The 17,181-nt window shown below is 47.5% G+C and carries 23 protein-coding genes and 1 riboswitch; of the genes, 16 read left to right on the forward strand and 7 right to left on the reverse strand.

The features are described from left to right. Window positions 1–279: 279 nt before the first annotated feature. Window positions 280–522 carry a hypothetical protein gene (locus U5K35_RS10055; RefSeq protein WP_322571324.1) on the forward strand — a complete coding sequence of 81 codons (243 nt, stop codon included), beginning with the start codon at window positions 280–282 and terminating at the stop codon, window positions 520–522. On the opposite strand, the gene U5K35_RS10060 is transcribed toward U5K35_RS10055, so the two are convergent. Continuing rightward, window positions 519–692: a hypothetical protein gene (locus tag U5K35_RS10060; RefSeq protein WP_322571325.1), complete on the reverse strand. Its 174-nt coding sequence runs from the start codon at window positions 690–692 to the stop codon at window positions 519–521. The two genes, U5K35_RS10055 and U5K35_RS10060, sit on opposite strands and share 4 nt — an antisense overlap. A gap of 413 nt (window positions 693–1,105) precedes the next feature. Then, window positions 1,106–1,207: riboswitch (SAM-I-IV-variant riboswitch) on the forward strand. 79 nt (window positions 1,208–1,286) lie between these two features. Between U5K35_RS10060 and U5K35_RS10065 the strand changes: the two genes are divergently transcribed. Beyond that, on the forward strand, window positions 1,287–1,775 hold the full coding sequence (locus U5K35_RS10065; protein ID WP_322571326.1) for a hypothetical protein: 489 nt from the start codon (window positions 1,287–1,289) through the stop codon (window positions 1,773–1,775). A 32-nt stretch (window positions 1,776–1,807) separates the two neighbouring features. After that, complete coding sequence (locus tag U5K35_RS10070; RefSeq protein WP_322571327.1) at window positions 1,808–1,975, forward strand: hypothetical protein; 168 nt, start codon at window positions 1,808–1,810, stop codon at window positions 1,973–1,975. A 97-nt stretch (window positions 1,976–2,072) separates the two neighbouring features. Here the strand turns inward: U5K35_RS10070 and U5K35_RS10075 are convergent, their stop codons facing one another. Further along, on the reverse strand, window positions 2,073–3,281 hold the full coding sequence (locus U5K35_RS10075) for a Fic family protein (RefSeq protein ID WP_322571328.1): 1,209 nt from the start codon (window positions 3,279–3,281) through the stop codon (window positions 2,073–2,075). A 318-nt stretch (window positions 3,282–3,599) separates the two neighbouring features. On the opposite strand from U5K35_RS10075, the gene U5K35_RS10080 reads away from it, so the two are divergent. From U5K35_RS10080 to U5K35_RS10105, 7 genes are all read left to right on the forward strand, one after another. Next, entirely contained in the window at window positions 3,600–3,725 is a 126-nt protein-coding gene (locus U5K35_RS10080; protein ID WP_322571329.1) for a hypothetical protein, read from the forward strand. A 176-nt stretch (window positions 3,726–3,901) separates the two neighbouring features. After that, window positions 3,902–4,969, forward strand: a complete 1,068-nt coding sequence (locus U5K35_RS10085) for a transposase (protein WP_322571330.1) — start codon at window positions 3,902–3,904, stop codon at window positions 4,967–4,969. Window positions 4,970–5,426: 457 nt separating this feature from the next. Continuing rightward, on the forward strand, window positions 5,427–5,558 hold the full coding sequence (locus tag U5K35_RS10090; RefSeq protein WP_322571331.1) for a hypothetical protein: 132 nt from the start codon (window positions 5,427–5,429) through the stop codon (window positions 5,556–5,558). 185 nt (window positions 5,559–5,743) lie between these two features. After that, a complete protein-coding gene (locus tag U5K35_RS10095; protein ID WP_322571332.1) occupies window positions 5,744–6,370 on the forward strand; it encodes a CIA30 family protein in 627 nt (208 codons plus the stop codon). Window positions 6,371–7,021: 651 nt separating this feature from the next. Continuing rightward, entirely contained in the window at window positions 7,022–7,249 is a 228-nt protein-coding gene (locus U5K35_RS19685) for a DUF4160 domain-containing protein (protein WP_416221626.1), read from the forward strand. Continuing rightward, window positions 7,227–7,463, forward strand: coding sequence for a DUF2442 domain-containing protein (locus U5K35_RS10100; protein WP_322571333.1), 237 nt, complete (start codon window positions 7,227–7,229; stop codon window positions 7,461–7,463). Before U5K35_RS19685 ends, U5K35_RS10100 begins: the two co-directional genes overlap by 23 nt. A 1,202-nt stretch (window positions 7,464–8,665) precedes the next feature. Next, a complete protein-coding gene (locus tag U5K35_RS10105) occupies window positions 8,666–8,851 on the forward strand; it encodes a hypothetical protein (RefSeq protein WP_322571334.1) in 186 nt (61 codons plus the stop codon). A gap of 239 nt (window positions 8,852–9,090) precedes the next feature. Here U5K35_RS10105 and U5K35_RS10110 read toward each other — a convergent pair whose 3' ends face one another. Then, entirely contained in the window at window positions 9,091–9,285 is a 195-nt protein-coding gene (locus U5K35_RS10110) for a hypothetical protein (protein WP_322571335.1), read from the reverse strand. Window positions 9,286–9,368: 83 nt separating this feature from the next. Further along, entirely contained in the window at window positions 9,369–10,241 is an 873-nt protein-coding gene (locus U5K35_RS10115) for a carboxypeptidase-like regulatory domain-containing protein (protein ID WP_322571336.1), read from the reverse strand. 180 nt (window positions 10,242–10,421) lie between these two features. Here U5K35_RS10115 and U5K35_RS10120 point away from each other — a divergent pair, with 180 nt between their 5' ends. The 5 genes from U5K35_RS10120 (at window position 10,422) to U5K35_RS10140 (ending at window position 14,169) form a co-directional block, all read left to right on the forward strand. Continuing rightward, complete coding sequence (locus U5K35_RS10120; RefSeq protein ID WP_322571337.1) at window positions 10,422–10,811, forward strand: transposase; 390 nt, start codon at window positions 10,422–10,424, stop codon at window positions 10,809–10,811. Further along, complete coding sequence (locus tag U5K35_RS10125; RefSeq protein ID WP_322571338.1) at window positions 10,808–11,743, forward strand: IS3 family transposase; 936 nt, start codon at window positions 10,808–10,810, stop codon at window positions 11,741–11,743. The genes U5K35_RS10120 and U5K35_RS10125 overlap by 4 nt, the downstream gene beginning before the upstream one ends. A gap of 817 nt (window positions 11,744–12,560) precedes the next feature. Then, window positions 12,561–13,568, forward strand: a complete 1,008-nt coding sequence (locus tag U5K35_RS10130) for a sodium-dependent bicarbonate transport family permease (RefSeq protein WP_322571339.1) — start codon at window positions 12,561–12,563, stop codon at window positions 13,566–13,568. A 42-nt stretch (window positions 13,569–13,610) separates the two neighbouring features. Continuing rightward, the gene (locus U5K35_RS10135; RefSeq protein WP_322571340.1) at window positions 13,611–13,940 is read left to right on the forward strand and encodes a P-II family nitrogen regulator; all 330 of its coding nucleotides are present in this window, start codon (window positions 13,611–13,613) and stop codon (window positions 13,938–13,940) included. A gap of 58 nt (window positions 13,941–13,998) precedes the next feature. Beyond that, window positions 13,999–14,169, forward strand: coding sequence for a hypothetical protein (locus U5K35_RS10140; protein ID WP_322571341.1), 171 nt, complete (start codon window positions 13,999–14,001; stop codon window positions 14,167–14,169). Window positions 14,170–14,384: 215 nt separating this feature from the next. On the opposite strand, the gene U5K35_RS10145 is transcribed toward U5K35_RS10140, so the two are convergent. From U5K35_RS10145 to U5K35_RS10155, 3 genes are read right to left on the reverse strand one after another with little or no spacing between them, the layout of a single operon-like run. Beyond that, window positions 14,385–14,909 (reverse strand): hypothetical protein, encoded by a 525-nt coding sequence (locus tag U5K35_RS10145; RefSeq protein WP_322571342.1) that lies wholly within the window; start codon window positions 14,907–14,909, stop codon window positions 14,385–14,387. Continuing rightward, the gene (locus tag U5K35_RS10150) at window positions 14,890–15,198 is read right to left on the reverse strand and encodes a hypothetical protein (RefSeq protein WP_322571343.1); all 309 of its coding nucleotides are present in this window, start codon (window positions 15,196–15,198) and stop codon (window positions 14,890–14,892) included. The genes U5K35_RS10145 and U5K35_RS10150 overlap by 20 nt, the downstream gene beginning before the upstream one ends. 60 nt (window positions 15,199–15,258) lie before the next feature. Further along, a complete protein-coding gene (locus U5K35_RS10155; protein ID WP_322571344.1) occupies window positions 15,259–15,579 on the reverse strand; it encodes an AAA family ATPase in 321 nt (106 codons plus the stop codon). A gap of 492 nt (window positions 15,580–16,071) precedes the next feature. Here U5K35_RS10155 and U5K35_RS10160 point away from each other — a divergent pair, with 492 nt between their 5' ends. Continuing rightward, complete coding sequence (locus U5K35_RS10160; protein ID WP_322571345.1) at window positions 16,072–16,992, forward strand: nucleotide excision repair endonuclease; 921 nt, start codon at window positions 16,072–16,074, stop codon at window positions 16,990–16,992. Window positions 16,993–17,181 lie beyond the last annotated feature (189 nt).

Consider the following 17,181-nt stretch of genomic DNA (forward strand, 5'->3'; position numbering starts at 1 on the left):
CATTCTGAAGTGAGCATTGATTACTGGTAAATTATTTGAAGATATACTGAAGGCGGGGCCGAGATCTTCAAAGGACGATCTTATTGGAAGAAGAGTATCACTGGTGAACAGCGATGACAATGTATTATCTTAGTGTATGAGGTTGGTCCGAGCTGAGTTTTAAGGAGTTAAAAAGATGTCAGAATGGGATATTCAGAGAACTTGCCAGGATTATAAAAAAGGGCATGGTTCACCACTTCCATTTTCAGTTACTTTGTCAGACTTAATGAGAGCAAAAATATGAATAAACTAACTCAGCTAAACTGTCACTACCTTACCCCAAGAAAAACCATTGAAACCATTTCAGTATCAAATGGGAAAAATGAAAAAGCTTTCTTTATCTACAACTATCACGGAGTTTCTTTTCGGGTATTTTCAACACATGAAATGTTAGACAGGTTTTGGAAAGGTGAAGCAAAAGAGGTCGGGCATTTTTCAAGCGAAAAAGAATTAGATAAATATTTGGAGCAAATTACTTTCTAAACCAACCCCACCACTCTCTTCACTTTTTCCTTATCGGCAAAGCCGGTTTTTGGGTCGCACCGGATGAAGCGGTCGCCGAAGGGAGTCAGGCCGTCGTCCACATCATCCAGGATAATGTATCGCGGGGAATGAATGATGCACCATGACTTCTGAATCTCGCAGATTCTCATGAATCCGACGCGCGTGATCTCATCGACCGCGGGTCACCGAGACCGGGGACGGGGAATGATGAATGATGAATGTGTGCAATGTTCGCAGTCCCGATTTTTCGGGAAATGTTGAATGTTGAATGAATGTCGAATGATCGGGAAATGATGCTGCGTGCTTTTCGCAGTCCCGATTTTTCGGGAAATGTTGAATTGGGGGAGTTTGGTGCTTGGGATTTGGTTTTTGAAACTTGCGGCCCGTGAATCTCGCCTCTAGCGTCTGGCATCTTGCCAATGGGACGGCTTGCGGCCTGAAAAAACTCGTCAGGCGAACCGGCGCAAAAGCACGCCGGAATTCGACAGACGAGGAGTGCCTGAAACCTACATCTTGAAACCTGCAATTCTCTTGATAACGGAATAGACAGCTCTTATCTTTGTATCAGCATCAAGAAACCCCGATAAACGGGGTTGCCAACCGACCTGCTCGGGCACGGTGGTTCAAACGATGTGGGATCACGGATCCAAAACAGCGAGTCCCGTCTTTTCCGCATCTGATCTTGATGTACGTAACGTATCACACAACTGAACCAAAACCGTACATCAAACGATACAGATCCTATGAAACAATCAAAGAACAACAATCACAGTGAACCGTCCAATAACAGCCGGGCCGAAGCTCCCCTTTCACTGAGTTCTACGCTTTCCGAAAAAGAGCGCAAAATCCTTCATCACTCCTATGTTCAGTCGGGCATCAAGTGGCTTGGGATGTTGCACGGGATTTCATCAGCCGTGGTAGAGATGAAGAACGGCCTGCTCGTGGTCACCGTAACCCTGCCGAACAACGGTTCGAAACCGGTGGAGGATGAGGTGTTTATCCGAATACTGAAGAAATGCCGGGAATGGAACCGCCTGGAGATGGAACTCCGTCTACGCCGCCTCTACCTGCTGGTGTATAGCGATAAGGGCAAGGCGGGGTTTATGCTCAGATCCGATGAACAAGACAGTGAAGAGATCCGGCGTCTCTGCCGCGAAAGCCGCGAGTTCGGCAAAACCCGAAAACTGCTCTACGATCGTATTTATGATAGGGAAGAGGTGATGGGGATGTAGGGGAAAGGCGAATTTGAGATGTTGAATGATGAATGTTGAACTTGAAGTGGAATGGTGAATACGACCGGTGGACCGATGCGGGACGCGAGGACGGGCGATGTTTTGCGAATTATCGAATGATTGAATTGTCGAATGTTGAATTTGTGGGAATTTGGAGTTTGGGATTTGGTGAGCTTGGGATTTGGAATCTTGCAGCCTGAATGAGGGATCTCGCGCTTGCTTGGCAACTGAGGCTTGCTTGCCAATCGGACGAGTAGCATCGACACATTTTTAAAACGTGTCGAAATCATCGACAGTTCAGGAGGAGAGGAGGTCGTAGAGGCGGACGTTCAGGTATAACATCTCGCGGCCCACTTGTTTGCTTTTCAGGAATCCGGCCGATTCCAGCTCCTTTAGATACTCCGCCGCTGTCTGGCGCTTGGCCAGGTTGCGCTCTACCAAAAATTTCACTTTACAATACGGCTGCTCAAACAATAACTCGATCAGCTCCTTGGAATAGACGCGGTCGGGCAGTGTTTCCTTGGCTTCCCGGATGGTCTCTTCCAGCAGCTGCTGTATGGATTCAATCCGCTTCATGGTTTTTTCTGACGTGATTTTCACAGCTTCCATCATAAACAGGATCCACGCCTCCCAGGCTTCATCTTCGGTCACCTCGCGAAGCAGCCGGTAGTAATCGGGTTTGTTGGCTATGATGTGATCACTGAGATAGAGCACCGGCTGATGCAGCATCTTTTGCCGGATCAGATAGAGGATGTTCAGGATTCGCCCTGTACGTCCGTTGCCGTCCTCAAAAGGATGAATGGCCTCAAACTGATAGTGGATCACGGCCATTTTAATCAGCGGATCGATATCGTCTTTGGCCTGGATATACTCCGACAGATTTTCCAATAGCTCCCGGATCAACTCTCTTCCCTCCGGCGGCCAGTAGATGATCTTTCGCGTTTTCGGGTTGGCGATCACCGTTCCGGAATCTTCCCGGATCCCTTCCTTCGATTCCTTGATCGTCTGCATGAGTTCCACAAAGAAATCAGGAGCGAGGTCGTTCTGTTCCAGCTTTGCGATGCCCTGCCATAAAGCCTGCCGGTATCGCAATACTTCTTTGGTTTGGGGATCCACCTTTTTGTCGTTGGCCGAAAGGGCCATGAACAACTTATCGTTGGTGGTGATAATATTCTCGATCTCAGAACTTGCCTTGGCCTCCTGCGCCACAATGCTGTTGATCAGTATAGCGGGATTGGGCAGGCTCTCCGCTTTTCCCTTCAACTCAGCCAGCGAACGGTTTGCCGCAATGGCCGCTTTCAAAATTGCGGGTGTTTCCAGATCTGCTTTGGGCGGAAGCAGCGGAAGAATATTGTATGGCTGATTGGCATAGTCTGACATAAACGGCGTATTAGGTTTCAATATGTCGAAATATACGGAATTATTCGACATATATTTTCCGCCTGTCGAAATCATCGACATATTTGGTGCTTGTGGCCCGTGAATCTCGCCTCTGGCGTCTGGCATCTTGCCATTAGAGTGAAACAGGCAAAAGGCAAAAGTGAAAAGGCAAAAATTTCAGCTTTAGGCGTGAACTGTGAGTGACCGATGACCGGGGACGGGGACCGGGGAATGATGAATGATGCTGTGTGTTGTTCGCAGTTCCGATTTTTCGGGAAATGTTGAATTTTGAATTGGGAGAGTTTGGAGTTTGGGATTTGGAAATTGGCGCTTGAGATTTGGCACTTGCGGCTTTCATCTCGTGTGCTTGCAAAATGCAGCGGAGCTGCGGGCCTGTCGTCGCCGGAGCAGAGCACCGGGACGAGGAGGGAAAATGAATGTTGAATGTTCGAATTGGGAGAGGTTTGGAGTTTCGGATTTGGAACTTGTTCTCGACAGGCTCCCGATAAACTGCATCGGGGCACGGCTGATGGATTGCTTGCAGTTTGGGACCTGAGACTTGTTGCCTGAAGCTTGTGGCCTGCAGCCTGAACTGCGATTGACCGATGGACGAACGACCGATTTGTGATATTGGGATTACCCCAGCGGGGTAAAATATCAATAGGTATTATGAAAAAGAGGACACCCTGATCAGTTTGTATCTTGATTGATCACTCTAATACATAACCAAACCAAGGAGTCCTCTTATGAACGATTCAATATATGCAGCGATAGATTTACATTCCAATAGCAGTACGCTTGGGTGCATGAGCCCGGATGGTACCTATCATGGAGAGCATACCTTTGCAACCACCGAGGGGAATTTAATTGCACACGTCAACGCGATTAACGCCAGCAAGCGATACCTGGTCATTGAACAGGGCAACCAGTCTCACTGGGCGGCCTGTCTGCTCCACAACTATGTGGACGAGCTTATTATTTGTGATCCAAACCTCAATGCGAGGGTCTACAGCGGGGTCAAAAAAAATGACCGATCCGATACCCGCGACCTCTGTGAGCTCTACCGCCTTAATGGGCTTAAGCCGATCTATTACGCGAAAGAACTGGGCAAGCGAAAACTGTTGCTTCACCAGGTCAAGGAATACGAACGTCTTAAGAAGATGATTGCATCGAACAAAAATCAGCTTCAGGCCAGCCTGCGGAATTGGGGATATCCCATTAAAATGAACAAAACGTTGTACACTCACCCTGACCGGGTGCTCTCGCAGATTGATCGGGCCGATATAAGAAAACCGTTTACCAGAAAGCTCTCGCTTATTACGAGCCTTCAACAGGCAAAGGATGCCGAAAAAGAACAGTTCAAGCAACTGGGCGCGTCTTTTTGGGAAATTGCAGAATTTAAGAAGATGCCGGGATGCGGAGATATCAGCTCCCACACCATCTCGGCCTACATCCAAACGCCTCACCGCTTTAGCAAACGAAGCGAGGTGGTCCATTTTAGTAAACTGGCCATTCGAAAGTTTACCAGCGACGGCAAGCCGGTAAAGGCTGAAACCCTGGCTCGAAGCGGGCACAGCAGCCTGAAGTCAGCCACCTATCAAATTTGGATGTCTGCCCTGAGGCGACGCGATGACAATGAGGTTAAACGATTTTACCGGCAGTCGATCGAACGGTCCGAAAACGAGACCAACGCCCGGCTGAACACACAACGAAAAATCATAAAAAGTTTATGGAGTCTATGGAAGAATAATCAACCGTATCGACCTGAAAAGTTCCTGGCCTCAACGGCCGGGGACGGGGTGTGCACCTTGTAGAACGCTCGCAGTACGCATTCGATTGCCGATCTGCGGGATTCTATAAGGGGCCGGGAAGACTCTACCTGGGGCTAACCCTGGTGGGGATCCATCAGAGGTTCACTCTTGTAGGCTAGTCTCCCGGCATGCAAACCCCACAAGACAATAGCCCGGCGGCTTCACGGGCGTCGAGGCTCAAATAAAAGCCTGGTTACATGTACGTGATACTTTCATAAAAGCCAACGTCTTATAGATAGAATACCAGACAGATCACCATGCAATTGGTACGAAACACTCAATAGCGATTCTACGAGGAATTGAAAGCCATAAAACCGGGGTGTCCTGGAAAGGTTGAAGAAATTGATTTGGGAACACCATGACAGAAATATGTCCTTGACCAGCTTCTTGAACTGCGATTGACCGATGGACGAACGACCGATTTGTGAATTATAATCACTGAGTGAATAATGGCGTAGCCATGCCTCATATTATAACGCATCAATTCATTGATGGGTTAAAAGGTAACCTAACCGATCATCCGCCGAACAGTGAGATTGGGTTGGAGCGCCTGGGCAGAGTAGAGGCGGAGTTGGCGCAGATCTATTTTTAAACCGCATTCCACCCGTCAGGCGAACCGGCACAAAAGTATGGCTGAGACTCGACAGACGAGGGTTTTCGCCACGGCGCTGCGGCTGTGGTCGCCGGGAGCCAGAGCACCGGGACGAGGATGCGAACTGACGGTTGGGTGTTTTTGTTGTGCACTCAATACGAACAGAAAATCAACTGAATAAACCCTTGCCTACTACTACATCCATCTTTATAACCAGTCTGTTTTTTGTCATGCTTCTCCCAAATTTTGGGTCAGAGCTGAAGAGTTCTGATCCCGTGAAGAACAACAATACGGAACAGATTCTTATTGATTTTAGCAACACATCTGTCGCCGGATGGCGAATTGTAAATGACAGCGTGATGGGAGGTATTTCAAGAAGCACGCTTCAGCTGCATGAGGACGGATACGCCGTGTTTAGCGGCACGGTATCCCTGGAGAATAACGGAGGATTCGCATCGATCCGCACCCGGGCACAAACGCCGGTGGATCTGTCCGGTTTTGATGGGCTTTCGGTTCATGTTCTGGGAGACGGAAAAACCTACAGCCTCAGGCTCAGAACGGTAAAAAACGGACGGCTGACACGCTACTCCTACGAGGCGCGTTTTGCGACCACGGCAGGGGAGTGGGAGACTCATAAACTGGCGTACAGCGACTTCAGTCCGGTATTTAGAGGCGATGCCGTTCGCGGCAATCCGGAGCTGAATCCAGACACGGTATTGGAGATCGGGTTTATGATTCAGGACGGACAAGAGGGACCGTTTAGTTTGGGCGTTCAGAGGCTGAGTGCGTATCGGACTGTGAGTGAGAAGTGAAAACGCAAAACGCAAAAGTGTCTATTACAACATAACTTTGTCAGAACACGGAAAAAAGCTAAAAGTCCATATTTTTCCTTGCTGGCGGGCGAGACGATTTGTTGCCCTTCATTTGTAACCTAATGCCCGCCGCTTTTTAATTTCGATCTCCTGTCATGTCGACTAAACGAGTAGAGCGAGTGCATGGAGACAATCTCTTCGATTAAGCTTGTAAATTAAAAACAAAGAAAACTTTCAATTCTGTTCAAACATCAAAACAGATGAAATGTTGAACCGCAGAACTGATGAACCGTTGAACTGTTGAACTGTTGAACTGTTGAACTGTAAAACTGATTAAGTGTGGATATGGGTTAAATCAGGCTAAATACTAAGAAAACCTTTCTCGGTTGGACATTTGTCGGTTTTTCCGTTTATCAGTTTCCTCCAACTTTCTCTGTTGGATATTTTACGGTTTCTCTGTTCCTCGGTTTAGTTCAAAGCCATCGTTTTCAAAAATATCAGTCTGCACCAAGGCCACCGTCATTTTGATTAAGCCGATTCGCCATGGCTTTCTGCATCTTCGTCCCAACTTCCTATGGTTAGGTTAAAAACACTTGAAGCTTCCTTGAATTTTGATATATTGCTTCAAACATCCTCACTATGCCTACAGTAATGAGAATTGATGTTTATCGCTTCTTTTTCTTCAGTAATGAAGGTAATGAGCCGATACATATACACGTTGAAAGTGGGGATGGTTATTGTAAGTTTTGGTTAAACCCTGTATCCCTTGCTTATTCAACCGAATACAATTCATCTGAACTTAACAGGATCAGAAAGATGGTAGAAAAGCATGCAACATTAATTGAAGATTCCTGGAATGAGCACTTCAGTAAAACATAAACCTGCAAAAGCAAATGAGCTTTGGTTCTCTGAGGATAAACTATTTGTGCGTCTTATTGACGGCAGAGAAATTGGAGTGCCACTGGAGTGGTTTCCCAAGCTGCGGGACGCCTCTGCCGGAGAACTTAATAATTGGCGGTTTATCGGAGGAGGGATTGGAATTCACTGGGAATCATTGGATGAAGACATTTCCGTTGAAGGACTCATGAATTGATGGCGTTGGCGTTTTGGTGAGTAGGAGGTACGAAATTCTGATAAGTTGGGCTATCGGCGAGAGGGGAAACTGTAAAACCGACGAACAGATAAACATGACCAACCGAACAACCGATAAAGTGTGGATATGGGTTAAATCAGGCTAATTACTCAAGAAAACCTTTCTCGTTGCTTTTGGTTTCTCTGTTTATCAGTTTCCTCCAAGTTCTGGTTTTGGTTCTGTTCCTCGGTTTAGTTCAAATGCCATGCTCTTCAAAAACTCCTTTCTCAAAGCTCCTGTCATGTCGCCACTAAACGAGTGGATACGGAGTGCATCGGATACAACTCTGCCCAAACAGCAAAACAGACGAACCAGAACTGCCCAACCGACGAACCGATAAAGTGTGGATATGAGTTAAATCAGGCTAAAATACTAAGAAAACCTTTACTCGGTTGGACATTTGTCAGTTTTTCTGTTCTTCGGTTTGATTCAAAGCAATCCTCTTTAAAAATTCCTATTATGCAAAACTCCAGTCATGTCGACTAAACGAGCGATGCGAGTACATGGAGACAACTCTTGTTCAAACAGCAAAACAGACACAATGACCAATCGTATACAAGTAATGAATTTGAGTTAAATCTGACCAAAATATAAAAAACTTTTCTCGGTTTGATATTTTACGGTTTCTCTGTTCCTCGGTTTAGTTCAATGCCATGTTCTTCAAAAACTCCTTTTCTCCAAAGCTCCTGTCATGTCGATTGAAAGAACGGATCTACTCGGATGAGCCGAAATTTCTATTGGGACGGTGACTTTTTGAATGATATGAATCACACGTTGTCTAACTTTAAACTAATATTGAGAAACTATCATCAAATATTACTTATACATTACCTACTTGCTGTGAACTTCATTTGATCTGAATAGGGTATTTCCCGTATGTTAAAAGTGTTACACAAAAATCAAAGCCCATCTGATGTGTGACTTCCCAAGAAACCAACTCATGATCATAGCTATATCTGATTTGCAGCGAAGCTGACAGGGACAGTTGTTGCCGTAGCGGAGCATCGGGAAGAGGAGGGAGTGATGGAATGGTGAATGGTCGAATGACCGTATGGACCGGGTACGGATGACCGGGCTCTGGTGAATTGGATAGAACTTCTGGAGTGAGAGTAATGGCGATACGCCATGAAGACACGATTGATAGCCCATGCGAATATCATTGGATGCGGTTAATAAGATACTCCGGGGTAAAAATCAATTACCCGCCGATAATAGAAGGGATTGGATTGGAGCTTCATGGCATGGGTAGAGGCGGTGCCTACACCCGTTCGTTTTTACAATACAGCATTCACCTCGTCAGGCGAACCGTCGAAAAAGTACGCCGGGATTCGACAGACGAGGGGATGTGAATTGCGAATCACCGATGGACGAACGACCGAATCACGGATTTTGCCAGGTTGGCCTGAGACATGCGGCTGGTGGCTTGTAGAATGCAGCGGAGCTGCAGGGTTGTCGTCGCCGGAGCGGAGCTCCGGGACAAGGAGTGAATGAACGACCGATGCGATGACCGGGGAATGATGAATTGAGGGAGTTTGGGATTTGGTGCTTGGTAATTGGGATTTGGCATTCGGTGCTTGGAATTTGAGGTTTAGTGCTTGGCGCCTCTAAAAAATCCTTCCGGACGATACCCGCGCGGAGTGAGTTCGGCCAGCCGCTGAAATCCCATGTAGCCGGACTGAAGGGCGCCATAGGGCTCCACAACCTCACCGGCCTCATCAACTGTGATGAAGCGTTCATCGAGTTCCAGCCAGGAAACCTGAAACGAACGTGGTCCACGATCCATCAACCGGGCCCATTCCAGGTATTGTAGCTCTTCAGGCTCATATTTATAGATGATCTCCAGCGATCCTGTAAATCGAACTTCTTTCAGGAATTCCTTGTGACTCGAGTTATGATATCCTCCGGAGAAACAGTGAATCGCCTCTCCCTGTCACCGGGAAAAGCCGGGTCCCAGATTTTGTAGATGGTAAAACCCTCTTCCTCGACCCGGTCATCCAGCACCGCCAGCCAGAAATGCCGCATCGATCCCTGAAATGCCTTGAACCTGTTATAATCCCAAAGAATCTGCTGCAAGAGGTCCGAAGGGGTCATCTCTGTAAACACCGGCTCTCCATCCCAGAAGGTGGTTCCACCCACATGCCTGAACTCGAAGAGGTAATAGGTGATATGAAAGCCGAGTGACTTATTGACGATTTCAAGCGGTGCCCGTGCCTCGGCTTCCAGGCGTCCCCAGAAGTTAGAGTCGAAGTGCAGCACCTCGGGATTGAGGATGACCACCGAATCGGCATTTGCACTCTCCCCGATAAATAGTTCCTGAAAGCGTCTCAGGTTCTTTCTCCATTTTTTCCCCTGATGATCAACAATGAGATCCTCCATTTCATAGACCACCGGCTTCAGCCTCAGGTTAAAATTCCTGGATTCTCCATCTTCAATGTCCAGACGGAAAATCTTGCGCTCATAGCCGATCATGGTGATGATGATCCGGTAGGAACCGGTTGGAATATTCCACAGTGCAAAGCGGCCGGACTTATTGGAATACGTGCCGATGCTGGTACCCGATAAAAAGATATGCGCTCCCTGCAGCGGCTGATTGGTTTCAGAGTCCATCAGACTGCCCTCAACAACGGTCGATTGGGCATGCAATAGCTCCATATTCCCGGAAAGGTGGAAGGATGCGGTTGCGATCAGCAGTATGAAAATGGCACGGTGCATGGATGAAACTCCGTAAAAGGATGGCATTGATCTTTGAAGCTCTATCACTATAAATATAATGCTGACGGGTTCATTTTCAAGGGGGAGGTATTGAATGATGAAAGACCGATGACCGGGGACGGGGGACCGGGGGAATTTGAATGTTGAATTTTGAGATTTGAATTGTTGTCTGTCCCTAACATAGCTTGACCACAAAATATGCAAGTTATGAACTATCGAAAACTCAATAAACGTCGAAAATTTAGCGAACAAATACGCCGCCAAGCGGTCACCGACTTTCGCTCAGGAAAGTATACTGCACAAGAGCTGGCTGATTTGTATCATTGCAGCGCGCAAACCATATACAATTGGATCTATAAATATTCACCCGGGGATTCCCCACAAATAAATGTTGTCGAAATGAGTGAAAGCACCGATCAGAAAGTCAAAGACCTTCACGATAAAATTGCCCAGTTGGAACGTGCCCTTGGCCAAAAACAGATCAAAGTAGATTTCTTGGAGAAAATGATCGACCTGGCTGAGGATGAATATGATCTGGATGTAAAAAAAAGTTCTTCTTCGAAGCCATCGAGTGGTTCCGGGCCAACAGACAAATGACCGGCTATAGTCTAAACCGTTTATACAAGGTAATCGGTATCACCAAACAAGGTGTTTGGGATCATTTTCGCCGGGAAGACGCCGAACTGGAGATGATTGAGCGGGTGATCGGCCACGTCGACAAGCGCCGAAAGGAGCATCCGGGCGAAGGGCTGGAAAAGCTCTACGATCAACTAAATCCTCAGGGGCTGGGACGAGATAAATTCTGCCGGATATTCGGGCAACTGGGCTACGGAGTTCGGCGGACTACAAACCCGATCCGCACCACTATTCCTGCTCATAAGGTCTTTAATAACCTGATTGAAGGACGTCTGGTTACCGCCCCTAATCAAGTCTGGCAGAGCGATATCACCTACATCAAAGTGGGCGATCGCTTTTACTATCTGACGTTCATCATTGATGTGTATTCGCGCCGGATAGTGGGGTATGCCGTCAGTGATAGTCTTCGGGCCGAGGCGAACATTAGAGCCTTAAAGATGGCGTTCGCTGCATGTTCTTCCGGTGAACTCAGGGGGTGTGTCCATCATTCGGATCGCGGCAGTCAATACACCGACCGGCGATACCTGAAGATGCTTCGCGGGGAGGATATGCTCATCAGCATGGGAGGTCGGGCTCAGGATAATGCCTTTGCCGAACGGATCAACGGGGTGATTAAGAATGAATACTTGATTCCCTGGTCACTGAGCAGCTTTCGTCAGCTGCAGTATTACTGCAAGAAGGCCGTCACTGATTACAATACCAAGCGCCATCATGGAAGTCTGGGAAAATGCTCTCCGGCAGACTATGAAACGGCCTGGAGGAAGCTTCCTGAAGATAAGCGACGAGTGGAGGTAATCCGCAGTGAAAACACGCCAGATTTTTCGGAGGCTAGCCTCCAAACCAACGCTATCCACAGTGAAGATTCAGTATGGGACCTTAGATTTAACGGATAAACGAGATAATGGTCAAAAAGTGAAGGAGGGATTGATATGTGGTGTTTCCAGGATGGCTAGGCGTGAGTGGGCGTGGTGGCATGCACAATGCAGCGCAGTGGCGGTGGCCGGCTCGTGAGCAGTACCTGAACGAGAGGTGGTGCAGTGAGATGGCGCCACCACGCCAGCCTGGGCTAATTATAATCTCTGAGTGAATAAATGGCGTAGCCATGAAACACATTATAGCCCATCAATTCATTGATGGGTTAAATAAATACCAAAAAACATTCGCCGAATAGAGGGATTGGATTGGAGCTCGAGGCTGGGTAGAGGCGGTGCCCACACCGTTCCGTTTTTTCAAAACGTATCCCACTCGTCGGGCGACACCGCCGCAAAAGCACTTCGGAATTCGACGGACGTGGGGATGTGAACTGCGAATCATCGATGGACGAACGACCGAATCACCGATTTCTCTTGGTCGGCCTGCGACCTGCATCTTGCGGCTAGTAAAATGCAGCAGAGCTGCGATTGTGTCGTCGCCGGAGCAGAGCACCGGGACGAGGAGTGAATGATGAAAGACCGATGACTAATGACCGGGGACGGGGGACCACAGAATGTTGAATTTCGAATTTGGGGTTTGGAATTTGGGATTTGGAGTTTGCAACCTGCAACTGCACCAGGTATTAATCTCTTTAATAGTATCCATAAAATATATTTATGGTATATCTGAGTAGTATAAATATTACTTTATGTGCCGTGAAAAAAGTAACGATTGTTTAAACCCCAAACCCTCATGCTGGATGGTATCACATGAGTAAAATAATGGCGAGATTTTTTAATGGACTTTATAGCGGATTTCCTGGTGCGATTTTTGATTCAATTTCAGTCGCCAACCCTTGGATTTTTAATTGGCGGAATGCTGGTGGCTGCTCTCGGAAGCAGATTGAAAATACCCAATGCCATCTACCAGTTTATTGTCTTTATGCTGCTGATGAAAATTGGATTGGAGGGAGGCATTGAGATCCGCGAAGCGAATCTGGTGGCGATGGCGCTGCCGGCTGTTTTCTCAATCCTGATCGGTTTATGTATTGTATGGGTAGGCAATGCCATTTTCGCGATGTTGCCCGGCATAAACAGGGAAGACGGTATTGCAACGGCGGGTCTGTTTGGAGCCGTGAGTGCCTCCACTCTTGCCGTTGCCATTGTGATGCTGGAGGAGGAATCCATCATTTTTGAGGCCTGGGCACCCGCGCTATATCCTTTTATGGATATCCCCGCGCTTATCCTCGCGATTGTAATGGCAAATATTCATCAAAAGAAGGAGGAGAAGGGCACGGATACCAGGGTTAACGTCTGGCATATTATCAGAGAGAGTCTGCGCGGTTCTGCACTGTCGGCTCTTCTGCTTGGGCTGGTGCTGGGGCTGCTTACCAATTCCGAGTCTGTCCTGAACTCTTTTTATGATCCGCTATTCCGGGGATTCCTCTCCATCCTGATGCTGGTGATGGGAATGGAAGCCTATGATCGTATCAAAGAGCTGCGCAGCGTGGCTCACTGGTACGCTATCTATGCGAGTGTAGCACCGCTGGTGCATGGACTCATCGCTTTCGGGCTGGGATATATTGCTCACCTGCTGGTTGGATTTAGTCCCGGGGGAGTGATCATCCTGTCCGTGATTGCATCATCAAACTCCGATATCTCGGGTCCGCCAACCCTGAGGGCGGGTATTCCATCAGCCAATCCTTCTGCCTATATTGGCGCATCAACCAGTGTAGGAACACCCGTAGCCATTGCGGTAGGCATTCCACTATTCATAGCACTGGCAGAAATTGTTTTTGGCCTGTGACTCGTTAACGGTGATATCAACAAACATAGAGGATAATTTACTATGACATACCATAAAGCAAAGAAGGTTGTGATTATAGCGGAAAAAATGCTTTCAGATAAAATTTGTAAGATCATCGATGCGAGCGGGGCACGTGGATACACGGTGGTTCCCGCCGGGGGAAGAGGTTCTCATCATAAACACTACACGTCGGAACGCGCCTCAGTTGTTGACGATTTTTCCACGGTCAGGATTGAGGTAATCGTCAGGGATAAATCAGTGGCGGAGAAGATTGGCAATGAGGTTGTTGAAGAGTGTTTTAAAAACTATTCCGGGATTGTTTACCTGGAAGAAGTGGAGATCCTGCGTCCGGCGAAGTTCAACGGCGAGTGAAAAGGGACTACCTCGCTGAAGCTTCGTTGGCCGAGCAAAAGGCAAAAAATTTCAAAAGTTGGTTAGAACTGCGATTAAGCGATGGACGAATGACCGAATCACCGATTTTGCCAGGTTGGCCTGGGACCTGCAGCTGGTGGCTTGCGGAATGCGAGCAGAGCTGCAGGGTTGTCGTCGCCGGAGCGGAGCACCGGGACGAGGGGAGGAGAGACTTTTGAATGATGAATGATGAATGTCGAATATTGAATTTTGCTGCGCACTGTTCGCAGTCCCGATTTTTCGGGAAATGTTGAATTACGAATTGGGGGAGCTTGGGTGTTTGGCATTTGAGATTTGGATTTAGTGTTTGGTGCTTGCAGCCTGTGGCCTGAGACCTGCGGCTTGAATTCTGCGGCCTGAAATGCACAGTGGTGGGGTAGAATTTTACTTAAAAGAAATCCCTGTTCAATACAAAAAACCAAAGAGCCACAATGGAATCCTATTGAGGTGAGGGTGCTCCAGATCGTCAAGGGCAAGGTATGCATTATCAATGCCGGTAATTTGCTGACCCGTTTTTGATGGTCCTCCGATTTCAAATGTTATGGATTGATCTACCATAAAATCGCCGGATTTTGCCAGCTCCACGGTGTGTCCCGAATTTCGAAGCTGATTCAGGAAAAAAGTTTCCCTGATAGTGCCCGGTTCAGGATCAGATCGCAAGGCGAAGGAGAAATTTGGGTTTTCAAGATAGATTTTATCAGGCTTTTGAAGCGCGGCTACACCTTTGGTTGAACGTTGCAGCAAATTCAGAAGCCGGGCCCTGTCTAAATTGTTCAGATAAATCTTAACAGTATCCCTGCCTAATCCCAATTTACTGGCAAGCTTGGAAATATTTGGCTCAAAAGGAGCCGATTCTGCAATAGCACCAAGCAGTTTCTTTATTTTCAATGTATTCGATGCAGAGTATCCCTCAACAATCTTGCAGATCAACTTCCATAACGGTATTGATTACCTGGTTGAGGAGCTGAAGAAATGCATCTCTCTTTTGTGTGATTGAAAAAGGGAAGTAGCCTGATTGCAGGTAATCCTGAAATGCGGGAAGAGGTTTGATTACTGATAAAATGGAATCTGTTATTTCTTTCGGATGGGTTAAAATATTATCCAGTGATTCGACTGAAAAACTGTGATGATCCCGTAGATTTAAAAATTCCCGGAAGGAGAGACCGGGCAGTTCGCGGGTCAGTACTCTTCTGCTACGATCTGCTTCACCTTGAAGCAATTGAAGGGCTGCTGAAGCCGTAAAAATAACCTGAAGGTCCGGATACCCATCGTATATATTTTAGTTCGCCTGACCAATTCGGATATCGATGGATTTCGTCGATAAGAAGATATTTCCACCATATTTGGAAAACTGATTCGCAACATCCAGCAGTGTATGATCATAAAACCAGGGGTGATCAGCTGTAACATAAAGAGCTTTCTTTGAGGGCGGGACATCATATTTTAGATACTGCAGAAGCATGGTTGTTTTACCCACACCACGCAGTCCGATGATCCCCAGAAATCTTGAATCCCAATCCATGTTGTGATAGAGACTCCGGAAAAATGTGTTAGAAATCCGAGCGGATACCTGTTCCTGATATTCAAAAAGTTCATTCATATTATTCGACTTGAAAATAAGTCAATTATAATTTAATATCGACTTGGAGTCAAGTCGCTTATATTCTGACTGTATGATTGTTTGATCTGCGACTGAAAGAATCACCGATTTCGCCAGGTTGGCCTTAGACCTTCAGTTCAGTGGCTTGTAGAATGCAGCGGAGCTGCGGGCTTGTCGTCGCCGGAGCGGAGCACCGGGACGAGGGGAGGAGAATTTTGAATGATGAATGATAAATGTCGAATATTGAATTTTGCTGCGCACTGTTCGCAGTCCCGATTTTTCGGGAAATGTTGAATTACGAATTGGGGGAGCTTGGGTGTTTGGCATTTGAGATTTGGGATTTCAGAGTTTGGTGCTTGCAGCCTGTGGCCTGAGACCTGCGGCTTGAATCCTGCGGCCTGAAAAAACTCGCCTCTTGCCTCTGGCATCTAGCCAATAAACAGGAGGTGCCACCACGGCGTCACTATCGATGTTCATCTTTTGTGCATGGACATGAAATCTAACTCACTATTTCCGTCAAGATCCCTGCTCGAGGAGCGTCTCGGGGCAGAGCGGTTTGATTCTATTCCAACATCACCCGGGGTGTACCGGTTTTATGATGGAGCCGGGGATCTGCTTTACGTGGGCAAGGCGAAGAACCTGAGGCGGCGGCTTTTTACCTACAAGCGGGCGAAGGCGGGACAGGTGTCGCGGAAAGTGGCGGAGATGATTGGCCGGATCGATTCGATGGTATGGGTGGAGACAGAATCGGAACGGGAAGCACTGCTTCTGGAAAACCGGATGATCCGCGGGGCGCGTCCGCCTTACAACCACGCCAACAAGGAGCCGGAAACCTACTATTTTATCTACATTAAACCTGATGAAGCCGGTGTGGAGTTTCGGCTGGCTATGCGGATTCATGAAGAAACGGATCAAAGGTTTTGGCATGGCTGCTTCAAGGGGCATGCAACGGTTCGGCGCTCACTTGGCTGCCTGCTTCGCCTGTTGTGGATGGCTGAACATAACGTGAAAAATCCCATGCACCTGCCGGTTCAGCTGACACGAAATCTGACTCCTATGCGATACACGCTGTCGTTGAATCTGACAGCGTTCAAATGTAAGGAGGATCCTGTCAGAGCCGGGGGTGAGGACGTGGATAAAGCTCGACGCTGTCAGAATCCCGAAAGCCCACCGGGAGTGCTGACAGGTCTCATTGATTCATGGATAAGGGGAGAGAGCTGTGAGATTCTGGATTGGCTGATTGTTCAGATTGAGTGTGGAGAACGGCTTGCACCGTTTCAAGTTCGTTTTCTGGAGTCACACCTCGATATTCTCAAAACATTTTATGACCGGAAGCTGGTGCCTCACCGGAAACTCCGAGGTGAGAGCCGGCATATCAAACAAGAAGAGCTGGATGATTTGCTGGTTACATAGAACGGATCGGGGTAAATTCACCGTGCAGAGATTGCTGGTGTGTTTTTAAGCGATAAATCACCGAATGAAGAATGAACTGCCTAAAGCTTGTGATCTGCGACTTAAACGACTCGCCTTTTGCTTCTGGCGTTTTAGCTAATGAGAGTGAAAAGGGCTACTTCGCTGAAGCTTCGTTGGCCGGGCAAAAGG

The organism is Rhodohalobacter sp., from assembly GCF_034521535.1.
In the GTDB taxonomy this organism is placed as follows: domain Bacteria; phylum Bacteroidota; class Rhodothermia; order Balneolales; family Balneolaceae; genus Rhodohalobacter.

What these genes read in the sequence shown, in the direction of transcription:
- U5K35_RS10105 (WP_322571334.1), top strand. Translation starts at nt 8,666, where the DNA reads ATGCGGTTAATAAGATACTCCGGGGTAAAAATCAATTACCCGCCGATA.
- U5K35_RS10115 (WP_322571336.1), bottom strand. Translation starts at nt 10,241, where the DNA reads ATGCCATCCTTTTACGGAGTTTCATCCATGCACCGTGCCATTTTCATA.
- U5K35_RS10110 (WP_322571335.1), bottom strand. Translation starts at nt 9,285, where the DNA reads ATGGATCGTGGACCACGTTCGTTTCAGGTTTCCTGGCTGGAACTCGAT.
- U5K35_RS10085 (WP_322571330.1), top strand. Translation starts at nt 3,902, where the DNA reads ATGAACGATTCAATATATGCAGCGATAGATTTACATTCCAATAGCAGT.
- U5K35_RS10070 (WP_322571327.1), top strand. Translation starts at nt 1,808, where the DNA reads ATGTTGAACTTGAAGTGGAATGGTGAATACGACCGGTGGACCGATGCG.
- U5K35_RS10125 (WP_322571338.1), top strand. Translation starts at nt 10,808, where the DNA reads ATGACCGGCTATAGTCTAAACCGTTTATACAAGGTAATCGGTATCACC.
- U5K35_RS10080 (WP_322571329.1), top strand. Translation starts at nt 3,600, where the DNA reads ATGTTCGAATTGGGAGAGGTTTGGAGTTTCGGATTTGGAACTTGTTCT.
- U5K35_RS10065 (WP_322571326.1), top strand. Translation starts at nt 1,287, where the DNA reads ATGAAACAATCAAAGAACAACAATCACAGTGAACCGTCCAATAACAGC.
- U5K35_RS10090 (WP_322571331.1), top strand. Translation starts at nt 5,427, where the DNA reads ATGCCTCATATTATAACGCATCAATTCATTGATGGGTTAAAAGGTAAC.
- U5K35_RS10135 (WP_322571340.1), top strand. Translation starts at nt 13,611, where the DNA reads ATGACATACCATAAAGCAAAGAAGGTTGTGATTATAGCGGAAAAAATG.
- U5K35_RS10155 (WP_322571344.1), bottom strand. Translation starts at nt 15,579, where the DNA reads ATGAATGAACTTTTTGAATATCAGGAACAGGTATCCGCTCGGATTTCT.
- U5K35_RS10120 (WP_322571337.1), top strand. Translation starts at nt 10,422, where the DNA reads ATGAACTATCGAAAACTCAATAAACGTCGAAAATTTAGCGAACAAATA.
- U5K35_RS10160 (WP_322571345.1), top strand. Translation starts at nt 16,072, where the DNA reads ATGAAATCTAACTCACTATTTCCGTCAAGATCCCTGCTCGAGGAGCGT.
- U5K35_RS10130 (WP_322571339.1), top strand. Translation starts at nt 12,561, where the DNA reads ATGGACTTTATAGCGGATTTCCTGGTGCGATTTTTGATTCAATTTCAG.
- U5K35_RS10075 (WP_322571328.1), bottom strand. Translation starts at nt 3,281, where the DNA reads ATGCCAGACGCCAGAGGCGAGATTCACGGGCCACAAGCACCAAATATG.
- U5K35_RS10060 (WP_322571325.1), bottom strand. Translation starts at nt 692, where the DNA reads ATGAGAATCTGCGAGATTCAGAAGTCATGGTGCATCATTCATTCCCCG.
- U5K35_RS10100 (WP_322571333.1), top strand. Translation starts at nt 7,227, where the DNA reads ATGAGCACTTCAGTAAAACATAAACCTGCAAAAGCAAATGAGCTTTGG.
- U5K35_RS19685 (WP_416221626.1), top strand. Translation starts at nt 7,022, where the DNA reads ATGAGAATTGATGTTTATCGCTTCTTTTTCTTCAGTAATGAAGGTAAT.
- U5K35_RS10055 (WP_322571324.1), top strand. Translation starts at nt 280, where the DNA reads ATGAATAAACTAACTCAGCTAAACTGTCACTACCTTACCCCAAGAAAA.